At 68.5% G+C, this 15526-nt stretch carries 17 protein-coding genes and 1 tRNA gene; 12 read left to right on the plus strand and 6 right to left on the minus strand.

What is annotated here, in order from left to right:
- Positions 1-277, minus strand: a 277-nt coding sequence (locus tag PV679_RS31265) for a leucine zipper domain-containing protein (RefSeq protein ID WP_319684046.1), incomplete at its 3' end; no start/stop codon positions are given.
- A 133-nt stretch (positions 278-410) separates the two neighbouring features.
- Complete coding sequence (locus PV679_RS31270) at positions 411-794, minus strand: MerR family transcriptional regulator (RefSeq protein ID WP_319684047.1); 384 nt, start codon at positions 792-794, stop codon at positions 411-413.
- Between the two features lie 62 nt (positions 795-856).
- On the opposite strand from PV679_RS31270, the gene PV679_RS31275 reads away from it, so the two are divergent.
- The 3 genes from PV679_RS31275 to PV679_RS36265 all read left to right on the plus strand — a co-directional run bounded on the left by PV679_RS31275 (position 857) and on the right by PV679_RS36265 (position 2581).
- Positions 857-1564 (plus strand): SDR family oxidoreductase, encoded by a 708-nt coding sequence (locus tag PV679_RS31275; protein WP_319684049.1) that lies wholly within the window; start codon positions 857-859, stop codon positions 1562-1564.
- A gap of 53 nt (positions 1565-1617) precedes the next feature.
- Positions 1618-2124, plus strand: a complete 507-nt coding sequence (locus PV679_RS31280) for a hypothetical protein (protein ID WP_319684051.1) — start codon at positions 1618-1620, stop codon at positions 2122-2124.
- Between the two features lie 73 nt (positions 2125-2197).
- A complete protein-coding gene (locus tag PV679_RS36265; RefSeq protein ID WP_416069841.1) occupies positions 2198-2581 on the plus strand; it encodes a tyrosine-type recombinase/integrase in 384 nt (127 codons plus the stop codon).
- A 168-nt stretch (positions 2582-2749) separates the two neighbouring features.
- Here PV679_RS36265 and PV679_RS31285 read toward each other — a convergent pair whose 3' ends face one another.
- Positions 2750-2935 carry a hypothetical protein gene (locus PV679_RS31285; protein WP_319684053.1) on the minus strand — a complete coding sequence of 62 codons (186 nt, stop codon included), beginning with the start codon at positions 2933-2935 and terminating at the stop codon, positions 2750-2752.
- A complete protein-coding gene (locus PV679_RS31290) occupies positions 2932-3351 on the minus strand; it encodes an ATP-binding protein (RefSeq protein WP_319684055.1) in 420 nt (139 codons plus the stop codon). Before PV679_RS31290 ends, PV679_RS31285 begins: the two co-directional genes overlap by 4 nt.
- Before the next feature lie 229 nt (positions 3352-3580).
- Here PV679_RS31290 and PV679_RS31295 point away from each other — a divergent pair, with 229 nt between their 5' ends.
- The 4 genes from PV679_RS31295 to PV679_RS31310 all read left to right on the plus strand — a co-directional run bounded on the left by PV679_RS31295 (position 3581) and on the right by PV679_RS31310 (position 7087).
- Complete coding sequence (locus tag PV679_RS31295) at positions 3581-4846, plus strand: helix-turn-helix transcriptional regulator (RefSeq protein ID WP_319684056.1); 1266 nt, start codon at positions 3581-3583, stop codon at positions 4844-4846.
- Entirely contained in the window at positions 4843-5370 is a 528-nt protein-coding gene (locus PV679_RS31300) for a GNAT family N-acetyltransferase (RefSeq protein ID WP_319684058.1), read from the plus strand. The genes PV679_RS31295 and PV679_RS31300 overlap by 4 nt, the downstream gene beginning before the upstream one ends.
- Before the next feature lie 57 nt (positions 5371-5427).
- Positions 5428-5946 (plus strand): hypothetical protein, encoded by a 519-nt coding sequence (locus PV679_RS31305; protein ID WP_319684059.1) that lies wholly within the window; start codon positions 5428-5430, stop codon positions 5944-5946.
- A 91-nt stretch (positions 5947-6037) separates the two neighbouring features.
- Complete coding sequence (locus PV679_RS31310; RefSeq protein ID WP_319684109.1) at positions 6038-7087, plus strand: tyrosine-type recombinase/integrase; 1050 nt, start codon at positions 6038-6040, stop codon at positions 7085-7087.
- A gap of 96 nt (positions 7088-7183) precedes the next feature.
- Here PV679_RS31310 and PV679_RS31315 read toward each other — a convergent pair.
- A tRNA-Pro gene (locus tag PV679_RS31315) sits at positions 7184-7257 on the minus strand.
- A 139-nt stretch (positions 7258-7396) separates the two neighbouring features.
- Here PV679_RS31315 and PV679_RS31320 point away from each other — a divergent pair.
- The 3 genes from PV679_RS31320 to PV679_RS31330 all read left to right on the plus strand — a co-directional run bounded on the left by PV679_RS31320 (position 7397) and on the right by PV679_RS31330 (position 9715).
- Positions 7397-8098 (plus strand): transketolase, encoded by a 702-nt coding sequence (locus PV679_RS31320; RefSeq protein WP_319684061.1) that lies wholly within the window; start codon positions 7397-7399, stop codon positions 8096-8098.
- A gap of 59 nt (positions 8099-8157) precedes the next feature.
- A complete protein-coding gene (locus PV679_RS31325) occupies positions 8158-9057 on the plus strand; it encodes a transketolase (protein WP_319684062.1) in 900 nt (299 codons plus the stop codon).
- Between the two features lie 145 nt (positions 9058-9202).
- Positions 9203-9715, plus strand: coding sequence for a mycothiol transferase (locus PV679_RS31330; protein WP_319684064.1), 513 nt, complete (start codon positions 9203-9205; stop codon positions 9713-9715).
- Here PV679_RS31330 and PV679_RS31335 read toward each other — a convergent pair.
- Entirely contained in the window at positions 9690-10613 is a 924-nt protein-coding gene (locus PV679_RS31335; protein ID WP_319684066.1) for a LysR family transcriptional regulator, read from the minus strand. The genes PV679_RS31330 and PV679_RS31335 overlap by 26 nt on opposite strands.
- A 127-nt stretch (positions 10614-10740) precedes the next feature.
- On the opposite strand from PV679_RS31335, the gene PV679_RS31340 reads away from it, so the two are divergent.
- Together PV679_RS31340 and PV679_RS31345 are read left to right on the plus strand one after the other, a co-directional pair.
- Entirely contained in the window at positions 10741-11598 is an 858-nt protein-coding gene (locus PV679_RS31340) for an aldo/keto reductase (protein ID WP_319684068.1), read from the plus strand.
- 418 nt (positions 11599-12016) lie between these two features.
- Positions 12017-15415, plus strand: a complete 3399-nt coding sequence (locus PV679_RS31345) for a ThuA domain-containing protein (protein ID WP_319684110.1) — start codon at positions 12017-12019, stop codon at positions 15413-15415.
- The last annotated feature ends 111 nt before the right edge of the window (positions 15416-15526 follow it).

Raw genomic sequence — 15526 nt, forward strand, 5'->3', positions numbered from 1 at the left:
CGATGCGGGCGGGGCCCCAGCGGCGCAGGACGCGGACCTTGATGATTCTGCGTTCGGTGCGGGTCGGGGTCCGGCGGGGGCTGTGGTGGGGGCGCGAGGAATGGTCGGCCATGCCCGCCTCGCCCAGCTCGCGATAGCGGGCGGCCCAGCGCTGGGCCGTGGTCGGCGAAACCTGGAAGCGTTCGGCCGCCCGCCGCAGGGGCCACCGGTCCTCGACCACGCAACGGGCCAGGCGCAGACGACCGGTCTCGGCCAGGGGTGCATTACGGTGGGGCATGAGGGCCTTCTGATCGTTCGGGTAGATGTCGCAATCCAGACCGAACCCGGAAGGCCCTCACTCGTTCAAGATCACCCAGCCGTGATTGCTGTCACCAACCTCCGTGGACAGAACACCTAGGAGGTCCGGTCGATTACGTGGCATCCACGCTCGCCGAGCAGGTAGCTGGAGAGATCGCAGACTCAGTGGCCAGGACGATCAGCTCATTGAGCCGGTCGTGTGCCCTGGCCAGGTCGTCGATCTGAGTCCGGATACGGTCGCGTTCGTCTTTGAGTCGCTGTGTCATCCGTGGGGTCGCGACGAGGGTGTCCAGGAAGGGCAGGACCTGCAGGATCGCTTTGCTGCCGAGCCCGGCCGTGTAGAGGAGCTGGATGAACTTCACCCGCTCAACAGCGGACTCGGGATACTGCCGGTGGCCACTGGGGCTGCGGTCGGCGACGACGAGCCCCTGCTCTTCGTAGTACCGCAATGCACGGACGCTGACCCCAGCGCCTTCGGCCACCTTGCCGATACGCATGGCACCTCCGGGGAAGTTTGGACTTGATCCTCACGTTGGCGTGAGGTTTTAGCGTACGCGTCATGGACATCAACGGAGCCACTGCGCTCGTCACCGGAGCCAACCGCGGCATCGGCCGTCATCTCGCCGCCCAGCTCGTCGAGCGGGGTGCGAAGGTCTACGCGACAGCCCGCCGACCCGAGTCCGTCGACCTCGACGGTGTCGAGGTTCTCGCCCTGGACATCTCCGACCCGGACGCCGTCGTGGCGGCAGCCCGCGCAGCGGGCGACGTGAACCTGCTTGTCAACAACGCCGGGATCGGAGGCAGCGACCTGCTCGGCGATCTGGACGCCGTCCGCACCGCACTGGACATAAACTTCTGGGGCACGTTGTCCATGGCTCGCGCCTTCGCGCCGGTCCTCGCGGCGAACGGCGGGGGAGCGATAGTGAACATCGCTTCGTCGGCGTCCTGGTTCGTCTTCCCCGGCAGCAGCGCCTACGCGGTCTCGAAGGCCGCCGTGTGGAGCATGAGTAAGGCGCTCCGTCAGGAACTGGCCGGGCAGGGCACGAGCGTCACCTCGGTGCACCTCGGAGCAGCGGACACCGACATGATGAAGGGCTACGACGTGCCCAAAATGGACCCGGCCGATGTCGCCCGTATCACCCTTGACGGTCTTGAGGCCGATGCGTTCGAGGTTGTCGTCGACGAGTTCACCGCGATGGTCAAGTCGTCGCTGAGCAAGGACCCTCGCGACTTCGACATGCAGTTCCAGCAGTTCTTGAACTCCTGAGCTTGAGATTTAACCCGTAGGAGCCTTTGGTGCTTGGCTCGCATACTGGTCCGATGAGTCCGACCGTCACACACCATCGGTTCCGGGACCCGCGCAGTACGAAGTACGACTTCCTCGCGTCTGTCCTGGTGCACTGTCCCACCTGCGAGAATGCCGCGCACGTTGGGACAGCGCCAGATCCGGCCGGAGTGCACGACCGGGGTCTCTTCTTGCCAAGGCGTCTCGTCTGCCGGAATTGCGGGACGGCGAAGGAATGGAGCCGTGGATGTGTGGCCTTGCACCGGGACCGGTACGAGCCGGCCACAGACCCGTACTTCGGCGTCCGTCTGTGGCTGCAGACCGAGACCCGGCACGGGTGGGTATGGGCCTACAACCTGGAACATCTCGACCTGATCAGACGATTCGTACGGGCGCCGCTGCGTGAGGGGATTCCCTGGCACGGCCACGGCCGAAGGATGACCGTGGTGGCCCGCCTGCCCGCATGGATGCAGCAGGCCAAGAATCGCGACGAGGTGCTGCGGGCCATCGCCCGCATCCACGCCTCACTGCTCAGCACCTGATCCAGGAACACTGCACTTGTCGCTCATCCCGTGACGCGTCTGGGCTTGGTGCCTTTCTTGTAATGGCTGGGGCGTGATCACCTCACTCGGCCACGAACACCTGCGCCGCCACGATCTCCGCCACACCGGCCTCACCTGGTTCGCCGGCGTCCCCGCCCACGTCCTCCGCAAGATCGCCGGACACGGCTCCCCGCTCACCACCCAGCGCTACCTCCACCCCGACATGACCCAGATCACCAACGCCGGCAACACCCTCACCGCACACCTCAACCCCGTCCGCGCACCATCACCCTCGCCGTCCAGCCCACCCCAGGACCCCGCCAGACCGGCTGGTCCCCAACCGGTCCCCAAGAAACACGGAAAGGCGGCACCGGATTTCTCCGATACCGCCTGCGACCTGCGAAAACGCTGGTCGGGACGACAGGATTTGAACCTGCGACCCCTTGACCCCCAGTGAACGAAACACCGTCCACAGGGGTCTGTGAGATCCAGGGAGTACGGAAACGTCCAGGTCAGCGCCACAATTTCCGTGTCAGTCCGTGCAGTCCGTGAGATCTGTGTGAGACGGACGTGAGAGGCGAAGCCCCGGCTCGGTGGAGTTCACCGGCCGGGGCTTCGTCGTGTCTCAGCGCTGCCGCGATTCCAGCAGAGTCAGCCGCTCGGGGTGCTCCGAGGTCCACCACCGGCCCGGACCGAGTTCCGGCCGCAGCACCCACACGGCGCCGCCTTGTACGTCCGTGACGATTCCGCGCCGGTCGGCGTCCTCGTCGTGGATCAGATCGCCCACCCAAGGCGTTCGTTCGCCGCTCATCCGTGTTCCTTCCCGTGCAGCTCTGCCCACACCCGCTTGCCCCACGGCAGCGGATCGGTTCCCCAGTGATCAGCCAGCTCATTCACGAGCGCGAGACCGCGACCGCCTTCGTCCTCGTCATCCGCTTCCTTGGGCTCCGGAGGCACCTTCGAGAAGTCCACGACGCCGATGCGCACGCACGCCGCTCCCGGGCGGTCGATGACGACCCGGATCGACTCCCGCCGCGCGTGCTGGACGGCATTGGACACCAGCTCGGAGACGATCAGCGCGCCGTCCTCGGTCAGCTCCTCCAGCTCCCAGGCCGCGCAGGCGGTGCGCACCAGGCGCCGGGCGGTCGCGGCGCTCTCCGGCTCGCGCGGCAGGGTCTCGCTGTAGCCGGGGTGCCCGGTCGGCCTGGAGGTGGTGGTCACGGTCATCAGGACCCCTCGTAGGTGAGCGGGAGGCACAGCCCGCCCCCGACGGGGGCCAGGGGCGGGCCTCTCTGACCTGCCACCGGGCTGTCCTTTCCGGTGGCGGCCTGTCACTCAGTCAACGACGCCTTGTGACTGCCCGTGAGGAAATGTCAGGCCGCCGTGCATCGCGGGCAACCGGAAATTTCGGCGCCGCTCCGGCGCCGCGACCCTGCTACCTCGCTACCTTGAAGACGTGGAGGAGAACAGGCACCTGGCGGACGCGCTCAAAGAAGCAGGGCTGACCCAGGCCGAGTTGGCGGAGTCGGTGAACGATTACCTCCGGTCCGTCGGCAGGGAGGGCACGGTCAGTGATCGCACGGTGCGCCACTGGCTGACCGGGAAGACCCGCTGGCCCCACTCTCGGCAGCGCGAAGCCCTGGAGGCAGTATTCGGCTGTACTGCCGGGGAACTCGGCTTCACACCCCCAGCGGGCAGACCTAGCCCTACCAGGACGGAGGACCCTGTGCACCGCAGGAACTTCCTCACCGCAGCCACCGGGACGACGGCCGCCGTCGTGCCCCTGATCGCCGCCAGGCCGCACGCTGTCGGCACCACCGACGTGATCCGCCTCCGCAGCGGCCTGGACGCCCTGACGGCCCTGGACGCCTCCAGAGGCGGGCATGAGGCCCTGGAGCGGGCCGCGCTCGCGGGTGCTGCGGAGGCCCTGGACCTCCAGAAGCGCGCGGCCTCCCAACGCATCCGGCAGCGCCTCTTCAGCTTGGCCGCGAACTACACCGCGTCGGCGGCGTGGTCGGCCGTGGACGCCCGCCAGAGCGACCGCGCACAGAGCCACCTGAACCGCGCCCTGTACTTGGCGGGCATGGGGAAGGACCCGGTGGCGGAACTGCGCGTGTGGAACTCACACGCCATGCTCGCTGTCCATCGCGGCGAGTTCTCACAAGCCGTGGACGCGGGCCAGGCCGCGCAGGCGACCGCCGTCACACGCCGCGATCCCCTGTTCGCCTCCCTGGCGCACGCACGGACGGCCATCGGGCATTCGGTGGTCGGGGACCGCCGGGGCGCCCTGCGGTCGCTGGGGCACGCGGAAGACGCTCTGGCGAAGGCGTCCCTGGAGGAGTTCCGACCGTCATGGGTGGCGTTCTACGGGCCTGCGGAGCTACTGGCCATCACCGCCATCGTCCGGGACGACATCGGGGACGCAGCGGGCGCGGAGGCAGCCTCACACCGCGCCCTGGCCGCCATCCCGAAGCAGTTCCGCCGGAACCGCGCGCTCGCCACCCTTCAGCTCGCCCTGACGCAGCTTCACCAACGGGACATCGACCAGGCGTGCGGCACGGCGGCGAAGGTGTTCGCGCTGATGGCTGGTGACCCCCTGCCGGGCCGGATGCGCTCGTTCCTCGGGGACTTCCACCGTGACCTGATCACTCTGGCGCCGGACTCCGGCACTGCGCGAGAGTGGGAAGACCGCTACCGATCAGAATGGAGCCAGGCCCGATGACCTCCGCCTTGGAGCTGCGCCACTACAGCCACGACGACCTGTCGGAGATCCGACAGACGTTGATCGACGTGCACGCGGACGTACACGCCGACCGGATGGCGGACGACGACTTCCGGCAGAAGTTCCCCTGGTTCGTGGACCACTGGGGCGGGAACCCCGGCTTCTCGTGCGTGATCGCGTACGACGGCGCCGACGTGGTGGGCTTCGCGTATGGCGCCCCCGGCGCGGAGGGTCGCGAGTGGTGGCGGGAGCACTTGGACCCGGTGCCGGATAAGGGCCGCACGTTCCACTTCTCGGAGCTGATGGTGCGCGAGCAGTGGCGGAAGACGGGCGCGGCCGAGCGCCTTCACAGAGCGCTGATGGACGCCAGGAACGAAGATCTCGCTGTGCTGCTGGTGGACGTGACGCACCCGAAGGTGGAGGCCCTGTACGAGTCCTGGGGGTATCGGAGGGTCGGGGAGGACCAGCCATTCCCGGACTCCCCGGTGTACGCCGTGATGCTCGTGGATCTCCCACTGTCCTAACGCCTCGCTCCCGGACCCGGGGCCCGGGGCGTTGCGGCGATCGAACATCATGCACGCATGGACTCAGGACTTGCAGCGGTGCTTGGCGCCGGGATCACCGGCGCCGTAGCGTCGTTGGGCGCGTTTCTCACCTACCGACAGACGAAGGTCCAGATCAGGAGCAACGCGAAACTGGCGCTTCGTGAGCCGAGGCGGAAGGTCTACAGCGACTTCCTGACTGCCTGCCGAGGAGCGGTTACGGCCGTACTGGATCTCGTAGATGAGGACACAGGAGGGATCGACCTCGGACCTCTCTGTCTCGCGCTTGACGAGCACTTCCCGGCCTTGATGCATCTGCTTGCCGAAGTGGACCTGGAGGGGCCGCAAGCAGTGAGTGACGCGGCAAACAAGGTGATCAACGCACTCTCGGACCTGCATACGACCGCTTACAGCGCGGACCTTTCCGGGCTGGTTGACGATGACGGTCGCCCTGTTCAGATCAGCGGCGACTTCATGGCCGAAGCCCGCACAGCGATGAAGGAGTTCGTGGCGACGGGGCGCAAGGCACTCCAGACGGACGCGGACCAAGCGCAGTAGCTGGGCAGCTTGGCAGCACGCCGGCTCGCGTGTAAACGGCAGAAAGCCGCAGCTCTGACCGGGCTGCGGCTTCCTCGCGTTCAGACTGCCGCTGCCAGGCCATCCCGGATGCGCTGAGCACGGGCCTGCCCGATCGCGTACCGGGTTTTCAGTTCCCGCACCGAGGGGTACCCGTCGGCGTACTCGCGCCGTAGAGGCCACCGCCAGCAACTACGACAACGCCCTACGGCCCGTGCGGAAGTACCTCGGGCACAAGCCCGTTCAGGAGTTGAGCGAAGAGGACGTGGAAGCGTTCATCGACTGGATGGTGACCGAGGGGCGCCAGCGTGGCGGGAAGCCCGGGACGGGCCTCGGCATACGGTCGGTGCGGCTCACCCTCGGGCGGTTCCGTGCGGCGCTGAACCTCGCGGTGCGGCGCGGGGTGGTGGTCCGCAACGTGGCGGAGCACGTGACCATCTCAAAGCAGGCGAAGGAGAAGGCGAAGAAGGCCACCGCCGTACACAAGCCGTGGAATCAGGAAGAGGTGAAGAGGTTCCTGGAGGGCATCCAGGGCCACCGCTCGTACGCACCCATGCTGCTCGCCCTGATCGCGGAGCGTCCGGCGGAGGTGTGCGGCGCCCGCTGGAGCCAGGACGTGGACCTGACGGCCGGGACGATCGCAGTCGGCACGAACACGCGGACGATCGTCTACGACCGCACGGCCGAGCGCGGGCAGCGGAACAAGGTGGTGGAGAAGGGCGCCAAGACCGACGCGGGGAAGCGCACCTTGCCCCTGCCGAAGCCCGTCCTGCGGGCGCTGAAGGCGTTCCGGGCGCAGCAGGCAGCGGAGAAGCTGGCCGCCGGGGAGGCGTACACGGACAGCGGGTACGTGCTCGTGGACGATCTGGGACAGCCGTGGAAGACGGACAAGCTCCGGCGCGAGGCGCACAAGCTGATGGCCACCACGGGCGTACGGAAGGTGCGGTTGTACGACGCGCGGCACGCCTGCCTGTCGTGGATGGCGAACAACGGGGTGCCGGACACGGAGGTCTCCGCGTGGGCGGGTCACTCGGACCTCGGGTTCACGAAGCGGACCTACGTCCACCCCGACCCGCAGTCGTTGAAGGCGGGTTCGGAGAAGCTGGCCGAACTGCTCGGCTGACCTTGATCAACAGCGTTTGTGAGAAATTGTGAGACGGCGCCTCTGGAAACGATCAAGAGGGGCCCCGAAGGACCCCTCTGACCTGCTTCTATACCGTCGGGACGACAGGATTTGAACCTGCGACCCCTTGACCCCCAGTCAAGTGCGCTACCAAGCTGCGCCACGTCCCGATGCCCATCTGACCTGCGGTTTCCCTTGGCCCAACGTGCATGAGAACAATACCGCACTCGGACCGGTGGTCACGAACCGCTTTCCGGGCTCAGGACGGCGCTTGACCTCAAGCCCGGTTGAAGTTGCACCGTGGTTCCCATGACGAAGACTGCTGCGACCGCCGCACCGGGCCACCGCGACCTGAACCGTCTGATGGCCCTGATGACAGGTGACGAGAAGCACGGACCCGCCGCGACCTCCACCCTGGACGCGCTCTGGGTGCTCTACGACCGGGTGCTGCGGGTGTCGCCCGAGACCGCCGAGGCCCCGGCGCGTGACCGCTTTCTGCTCTCGAAGGGACACGGACCGATGGCGTACTACGCCGTCCTCGCCGCCAAGGGCTTCTTCGCCGAGGACCTGCTGCCGGCCTTCGGCTCGTACGACTCCCCTCTCGGCCATCACCCCGACCGCACGCTGCTGCCAGGCGTGGAGATCAGCAGCGGCTCGCTCGGACACGGGCTGCCGCTCGCCGTGGGAAGTGTGCTCGGCCTGCGGGCACAGGGACTGGTCGAACCGCGCGTGTGGGTGCTGATCGGCGATGCCGAACTCGACGAGGGCAGCAATCACGAGGCGATCGCCTTCGCGGGCCCGGCCGGACTCGAACAGCTCCACACGCTGGTGATCGACAACGCGTCCGCGACCCATGGCTGGCCCGGCGGTATCGCCTCGCGGTTCGAGGCGGCCGGCTGGTCGGCCGAGACCGTCGACGGCCGGGATCACACCGCGATGTACGCGGCCTTCACCGCGCCGCACGCGGGACGGCCACGCGCCGTGGTGGCACGTGTCGAGCCCAAGTCCTGACCACGGAATCAGTCCTGACCACGGACATCGCCGGCGACATCTTCAGGAGGGACACTCTCATGGACACCATGCGTGACCGCTTCATCTCCACCACGGCGGAGCTGCTGGACGAGGACCCGCGGATCGCGGTCGTGCTTGCCGAGATCAGCGGCGACGGCTTCGAGCGGGCCGGACAGCGTCATCCGGACCGGGTCGTCAATGTCGGGATTCGCGAGCAGCTTCTGGTCGGCGTCGGCGGCGGCATCGCGCTCACCGGTCTGCGCCCGATCGTGCACACCTTCGCGAGCTTTCTGGTGGAGCGGCCGTTCGAGCAGGTGAAGCTGGACTTCGGCCACCAGGGCGTCGGCGGAGTGCTGGTGAGTGCCGGGGCGTCGTACGACTGGCCCGCGGCCGGGCTCACCCATATGTCGCCGGGCGATGTAGCGCTGATGGACACGCTCGACGGCTGGTCCGTGCATGTCCCGGGACATCCCGACGAGGCCGAGGCGCTGCTGCGGCACTCCGCCGCCGGAGACGGCCGGGACTATCTGCGGCTGTCGCTGCAGAGCAACGAGCGGCCACGTCCGGTGACCGGGTCCGGCTTTCTCTCCGTACGCCAGGGACGGGCCGGAGTGGTGATCGCCGTCGGGCCGATGCTGGACAGCGTGCTGTCGGCGACGGAAGACCTGGACACGACGGTGCTCTACGCGACGACCGTGCGGCCCTTCGACGCCGCGTCGGTACGCCGGGCCGTCGCGGACGGAGCCACGGCGGATGTCGTGATCGTCGAGCCGTATCTCGCCGGTACGTCCACGGCCGCCGCGAACGACGCCCTGGCCGAGATCCCGCACCGGGTGCTGGGCCTCGGTGTGGCGCGGCGGGAGCTGCGCCGGTACGGGCGGATCGAGGAGCATCTGGCCGCGCAGAAGCTCGACCCGGAGTCGCTGCGCGAGCGGATCTCCGTGTTCCTGGCGCGCTGATCGGAGAGCATCGCCGGGCCGCACGGGGGAACCTGGACTGGATGTGCGGTCGCCTCCCGGGTGTGTCCCGCCGTGGTACGCCGAGGCGCGCCCGGGAGCCGCCCGTACGGACATCAGTGGTGCCGAAACTGGAAGGGAGCCCGCCATGAGCGCGAGCGATGACCTGCTCATCGACGCCTTCGGCCGTATCCGTGAGGTCGTCCACGAGGCGGTCGACGGCCTCACCCCCGATGAGCTGGCCGTCCGCCTGGACGACGGAGCGAACTCGATCGCCTGGCTCGTCTGGCATCTCACCCGGATCCAGGACGACCACATCGCCGACGCGGCCGGGACCGAGCAGGTGTGGTTCTCGCAGGACTGGTCGAAGCGGTTCGAGCTGCCGTTCTCATGCCGCGCGACCGGCTACGGCCACTCCGCCAAGGACGTGTCCGCTCTCGCCGGGATCCCGGCCGGGCTTCTCACCGGGTACCACGACGCCGTCCACGACCGGACGGCCGAGTATCTCGGGACGCTGAAGGTCGCGGATCTCGAACGGGTCGTCGACGCCTCGTGGAGTCCTCCGGTCACCCTTGCCGTCCGGCTGGTCAGCGTGATCTCCGACGATCTCCAGCACGCCGGGCAGGCGGCGTTTGTCAGGGGTGTGCTGGAGCGGCGGTAGCCGGCGCGGTCCCTCGTCCGGTGTCCGGCAGATACGAGAGCAGCCGGCGGGCGGCCGGACCGGTGCGCTGGTCCTCCGGCAGTGCGGCCGAGACCTCCCACAGATGGTCTTCCGCACCGGCGAGCGGCACGGTCACCAGGTCGGCGGCCTGTTTCTTGCGGGCGATCGGACGGGGCACCACCGCGATACCGAGCCCGTGGCCCACCAGCTCGATGAGGCTGTGCACATCGTTGACCTCCAGGGCGACCCGACGTTCCGTCCGGGCGGCCTCGAAGGCCCGGTCGGTGAGGCCACGGGCTCCCCAGTCCTGGTGAAAGTCGACAAAGACCTCCCCGCCCAGCTCGGCCCACTCGGCCTTGGCCGCCCCGGCCAGCGGGTGCCCGGGATGGCAGAGCAGCACCATCGGCTCCCGCGCGAGCGGTATCAGCCGGACGCCTTCGGGCACGGTGCCGGACACGGCGACAAACGCCAGATCGAGCCGCCCGGCCGCCACATCGTCGACGAGTGACGCCGATCCGGCCTGCCGCAGCCGCACCTCGACCTCGGGATGCTCGGCCCTGAACCGTGCGAGCAGACCGGGGACATGTACGCCGGTGACGCACTGCTCGGTGCCGACCGACAAGGTGCCGCGCAGCAGCCCCTGGACCGCCGCGACCGCCTCCTTGGCGGCCCGTACGCTCGCCAGCGCGCGGCACGCCTCGGTGAGCAGTGCGCTGCCCGCGCTGGTCAGCTCGACCCTGCGGGTGCTGCGGACGAAGAGCGGTGCGCCCAATTCGTGCTCCAGAGCGCGGATGGACGCCGAGAGTCCCGACTGCGAGACCATCAGTCGCTGCGCCGCCCGCGTGAAGTGACGCTCCTCGGCGACCGCGACAAAGTACTCAAGATGCCGGAGTTCCATGATTAAGAAGCGTAGTCGCTCAATGCGTTCGCTTTCTTCTATTGGACGCCCAGCGGACCAGGGACAAAGCTGGACAGTGCCCTGTCGGCACCGGCCGGGCACCACAGCAGGAAGGGCGCACCACACCATGAAGACTCGCCGCATCGGGACCGTCGAAGTCAGCGCGATCGGTCTGGGCGGTATGCCGATGTCGATCGAGGGACGGCCCGACGAAGCCCGTTCCGTCGCCACCATCCACGCGGCTCTGGATGCCGGGGTGACACTGATCGACACGGCGGACGCCTATCACTGGCACGCCGACGAGGTCGGCCACAACGAGTCCCTGATCGCCAAGGCGCTGGCGTCCCACGACCGTGGTTCGGATGTCCTGGTCGCCACCAAGGGCGGCCATCTCCGTCCGGGCGACGGCTCCTGGACGCTGGACGGCTCTCCCGAGCACCTCAAGGCCGCCTGCGAGGCGTCGCTGAGCCGGCTCGGAGTGGAGGCCATCGGGCTGTACCAGTTCCACCGGCCCGACCCGAAGGTGCCGTACGAGGAGTCCATCGGCGCCATCCGCGATCTGCTCGACGAGGGCAAGATCCAGCAGGCCGGTATCTCCAACGCGACCCCGGAGCGGATCCGGCTGGCCAATGAGATCCTCGGCGGCCGGCTCGTCTCCGTACAGAACCAGTTCTCGCCGGCCTTCCGGTCCAGCGAGCCGGAGCTGGAGCTGTGCACGGAGCTGGGTATCGCGTTCCTGCCGTGGAGCCCGTTCGGCGGCATCAAGGCCGCCGGTGACCTGGGATCCTCCTTCGCTCCGTACGCCCGGATCGCCGAGGCGCACGGAGTGACCCCGCAGCGCGTCTGCCTGGCCTGGCTGCTGGCGAAGTCGCCTTCGGTGGTGCCGATCCCGGGCTCCAGCCGCCCGGAGACCATCCGCGACTCGGTCGGCGCGGTGGACCTCGTGCTCGACGCCGCCGAGCTGGCGGAGCTGGACGCGGCCTGACAGACAGCCGCGCGGCCGCCGGGCCGCCTGCCGAGACCGACCCGTCCGGGGCGCACTTCCCGGGCGGGTCGCTCGCGTTGAAGGAGCGCGTCGCAGGAGCGGGCCGGGACAGCACCCGGCGCCGGCTCTCCCGTCGCAGAGCTCGCTTCCGGCCCATTGACCCCCCGAACACGGGAACCTACGCTGTGCGACATACTTCAGAAAGCGCTTTCTAAACCCGCAGCCGGCTCAACCGACACCGGGAGCGCCCATGAGTCATCGCCCCGCACACGGCGGCCCGCCGGGCCGCCCGCCGACATACGGCCGCCCGGCGCACAGTCGCCGCCCGCACAACCGCCCGTACGGCCGTCCGCCGCGAAGAACCCTTTCGCCGTTCCTCGTCATCACCTCATTACTGGCTCTCGTGCTGGGGCTCGGGATGGCCTCACCGCCGCGCGCCGACGCGGCGCCCTTCCGTGTCCTGGTCTTCTCCAAGGTCACCAACTTCGCGCACGACTCGATCCCGGCCGGTGTCGAGGCCGTCGAACGGCTCGGCAGCGAGAACGGCTTCGAGGTCGAGGCCACCACCGACGCCACGGCCTTCACCGAGGAGAATCTCGCCCGCTTCCAGGCGGTCGTCTTCAACAACACCAACTCCACTCCGGAGAGCGGTGATCTGCTCGACGCCGAACAGCGCTCCGCGCTCCAGACCTTCATCCGCGGCGGCGGTGGCTGGGTCGGTCTGCACTCGGCCTCCGCCAGCGAGCGCGACTGGGACTGGTACGAGGGACTGGTCGGCGCGATCTTCGACAAGCACCCGGCCGTCCAGACGGGCCGGGTGAAGGTGCTCGACCAGACGCATCCCTCCACCCAGGGCCTTCCTCAGCTCTGGGAGCGCACGGAGGAGTGGTACAACTGGCGCGTCAACCCGACCGGCAAGGTGCACACACTCGCCCAGATCAAGGTGAACGACGGCATCGACGGTCTGGACGAGGGCGTCGACCATCCGTGGTCCTGGTGCCAGAACTACGACGGCGGACGCTCCTGGTTCACCGCCGGCGGGCACGACGCGGCCGCCTTCCAGGAGGAGGCGTTCCGCAGTCATCTGCTCGGCGGCATCCAGTGGGCGGCGGGCAACAAACCCGGCGACTGCAGCGCCACCAGGACCACCGCTTTCCAGCGCACTCCGCTGGCCACCAGCGATCTCGCCGACCCCTTCGAGCTGGCCGTCGCTCCGGACCGCCGGGTGTTCTTCGCGGAGCGCACCGGCAAGCTGAAGGTGATCGACCAGGAGACGCTCGACGTCTCGACCGCGCTGGACTTCGCCTACACGCCGGAGATGACAAGCCAGTCCGACGGCCTGCTCGGACTGACACTCGACCCGGACTTCGCGGAGAACAACTGGCTCTATCTGCTGCACTCCGACAAGACCGAGAAACGCCTCAATCTGTCCCGCTTCACCGTCACCGGCGACACCGTCGACCCGGCCTCCGAGAAGCGGCTGCTGACCGTCCCGACCCTGCGCGGAGAGGGCCGGGCCAATTCGCACATGGCCGGTTCGATCACCTTCGACAAGAACGGTGATCTGTACGTCGCGACCGGCGACAACACCGATCCCTTCGCCTCCGACGGCTTCGCCCCGATCGACGAGCGCGAGGGCCGCCGCGCCTGGGACGCCCAGACCACCGCGGGCAATACCAACGATCTGCGCGGAAAGATCCTGCGGATCACCCCGCAGGACGACGGCACCTACACGGTCCCGGCGGGCAATCTCTTCGCACCGGATACGGAGAAGACCCGTCCCGAGGTCTACGCGATGGGGATGCGCAATCCGTTCCGGATCACCACCGATCCGCTGAGCGGAGCGCTGATGGTGGCCGACTACGGACCCGACGCCCGGGAGGCGGTGCCGGGCCGAGGTCCCGAGGGCACGGTCGAATACACCCGGATCACCGAGGCGGGCAACTTCGGCTGGCCGTACTGCACCGGGAACAACACTCCCTTCAACGACTACGACTTCGCCACCGGGACCTCGGGAGCGGTGTTCGACTGCGCGGCGCTGGTCAATGACTCGCCGAACAACACCGGTCTGCGCGAACTCCCCCCGGCCAAGCCCGCGACCGTCTGGTACCAGTACTCCGCCTCGGCCGAATTCCCGGAGCTGGGCACCGGCGGCGCCGGACCGATGAGCGGTCCCGTCTACGACTACGACCCGGAGAACACCTATCCGTCCAAATTCCCCGAGTACTTCGAAGGGAAGTGGCTCACCTACGAGCTGACCAGGACGTACTTCAAGACCTTCGCGTTCCAGCAGCAGGACCAGACATTCACCGACCCGCGCTTCGACCCGGTGCGTGCGGGTGATCTCCACTCCATCAACGGTGTGTTCGGCGACATGGAGTGGAACCAGCCCTTCGACGCCGATTTCGGTCCCGACGGAGCGCTGTACGTCATCGACTTCGGCCTCGGCAGCGGCACCGGCCGGGGCGGCAGCAACGAGGGCGCGGGCATCTACCGCATCGACTATGTCGCCGACGGCCGGCTGCCCGACGCCAAGGCGACGGCGAGCCCGGACAGCGGCGCCGCCCCGCTGACCGTGAAGTTCTCCAGCGAAGGATCCGGGCTGCCCGACGGCAGGCCGGTGACCTACGCCTGGGACTTCGACGGCGACGGCACCACCGACTCCACACAGCCGGATCCGTCCCATGTCTACCGGGACAAGGGCCGGTTCACGGCCAGGCTGACGGTCACCGGTCCCGGCGGGCTGACCGCGCTCTCCGTCCAGGAGATCACCGTCGGCAACACCAGACCGGTGGTCACGGTCCAGCAGCCGCCGGACGGCGGGATGTTCAGCTTCGGCGACACCATCCCGTTCACCGTGAAGGTGAAGGACCGCGAGGACGGGAAGACCGGCGCCGGCGGGACCATCGACTGCTCCCGGGTGGTCGTACAGTCCCAGCTCGGCCATGACAGCCATCTGCATCCGCTGGACAACTACACCGGCTGCTCCGGTGAGATCGTCACCGACGCCGGAGACAGCCATGGCCCCGGCCAGAATCTCTACTACGGCATCACCGCGCGGTACGAGGACAAGGGCGCCGAGGGCGTGCCGGCCCTGACCGGTTCGTCGTCGCTGACACTGCGGACCACATTCCGTGAGGCGGAGCACCACAGCGCCACCGGCGGTGCGCAGGGCGGTGTGGTGATCGCCGACCGCGCCGACGCGTCCGGCGGCAAGCGGCTCACGGAGATCGAGAACGGCGACTGGATCTCGTTCGACCCCGTGCATCTCAAGGGCATTTCGTCCGTCTCGGTCGGCGCGGCCTCGGGCGGGATCGGCGGAGACATCGAGTTCCGGAACGGCTCTCCGACCGGACCGCTGCTGGGCAGAGTGACCATCCCCACCACCGGTGGCTGGGGCAATGTCGTCTCGCCGGGCGTCTCGCTCAAGAGCCCCGGTGGCTCGGTGAAGCTGTACGCGGTGTTCACCAACCCGGCCTGGTCGGCGGAGAAGCCGGATCTCTTCGCCGTGGACTGGCTGCACTTCGACGGTCCCGGCGTCGAGAAGAAACCGGCGGCGAAGGTCTCGCTCAAGGCCGCGCCCGCCAAGGGTGACGCGCCACTGGCCGTGGAGTTCGGCGGCACGGTCAAACCACTGCCCGGGCGCGCGACCGTCTCGTACCACTGGGACTTCGGTGACAACAGCGGGCCCGCGGACACGGCGGGCCCGGACACGGCTCACACCTACGCCAGGCCGGGCGTGTACACGGCCAGGCTGACCGTCACCGACGACCGCGGCGACACCACGACGGGCACGGTCCGGATCAATGCGCGCTGAGAGGAGAGTGAAGATGAACGGCACTCGACGAGCGTTCCTCGGCACGGCCGTGGGTCTGGCCGCGCTGGGCGTGAGTACAACGGCGGCGTCGGCGCGGACGGGCCCGGTGGC

Source organism: Streptomyces sp. AK02-01A (genome assembly GCF_033795305.1).
Taxonomy (GTDB): Bacteria; Actinomycetota; Actinomycetes; order Streptomycetales; family Streptomycetaceae; genus Streptomyces.

Bases quoted from the DNA above. Each gene is read 5' to 3' on its own strand.
- PV679_RS31270 (WP_319684047.1), bottom strand. From the start codon at position 794: ATGCGTATCGGCAAGGTGGCCGAAGGCGCTGGGGTCAGCGTCCGTGCA.
- PV679_RS31275 (WP_319684049.1), top strand. From the start codon at position 857: ATGGACATCAACGGAGCCACTGCGCTCGTCACCGGAGCCAACCGCGGC.
- PV679_RS31280 (WP_319684051.1), top strand. From the start codon at position 1,618: ATGAGTCCGACCGTCACACACCATCGGTTCCGGGACCCGCGCAGTACG.
- PV679_RS31285 (WP_319684053.1), bottom strand. From the start codon at position 2,935: ATGAGCGGCGAACGAACGCCTTGGGTGGGCGATCTGATCCACGACGAG.
- PV679_RS31290 (WP_319684055.1), bottom strand. From the start codon at position 3,351: ATGACCGTGACCACCACCTCCAGGCCGACCGGGCACCCCGGCTACAGC.
- PV679_RS31300 (WP_319684058.1), top strand. From the start codon at position 4,843: ATGACCTCCGCCTTGGAGCTGCGCCACTACAGCCACGACGACCTGTCG.
- PV679_RS31305 (WP_319684059.1), top strand. From the start codon at position 5,428: ATGGACTCAGGACTTGCAGCGGTGCTTGGCGCCGGGATCACCGGCGCC.
- PV679_RS31320 (WP_319684061.1), top strand. From the start codon at position 7,397: ATGACGAAGACTGCTGCGACCGCCGCACCGGGCCACCGCGACCTGAAC.
- PV679_RS31325 (WP_319684062.1), top strand. From the start codon at position 8,158: ATGGACACCATGCGTGACCGCTTCATCTCCACCACGGCGGAGCTGCTG.
- PV679_RS31330 (WP_319684064.1), top strand. From the start codon at position 9,203: ATGAGCGCGAGCGATGACCTGCTCATCGACGCCTTCGGCCGTATCCGT.
- PV679_RS31335 (WP_319684066.1), bottom strand. From the start codon at position 10,613: ATGGAACTCCGGCATCTTGAGTACTTTGTCGCGGTCGCCGAGGAGCGT.
- PV679_RS31340 (WP_319684068.1), top strand. From the start codon at position 10,741: ATGAAGACTCGCCGCATCGGGACCGTCGAAGTCAGCGCGATCGGTCTG.
- PV679_RS31345 (WP_319684110.1), top strand. From the start codon at position 12,017: ATGGCCTCACCGCCGCGCGCCGACGCGGCGCCCTTCCGTGTCCTGGTC.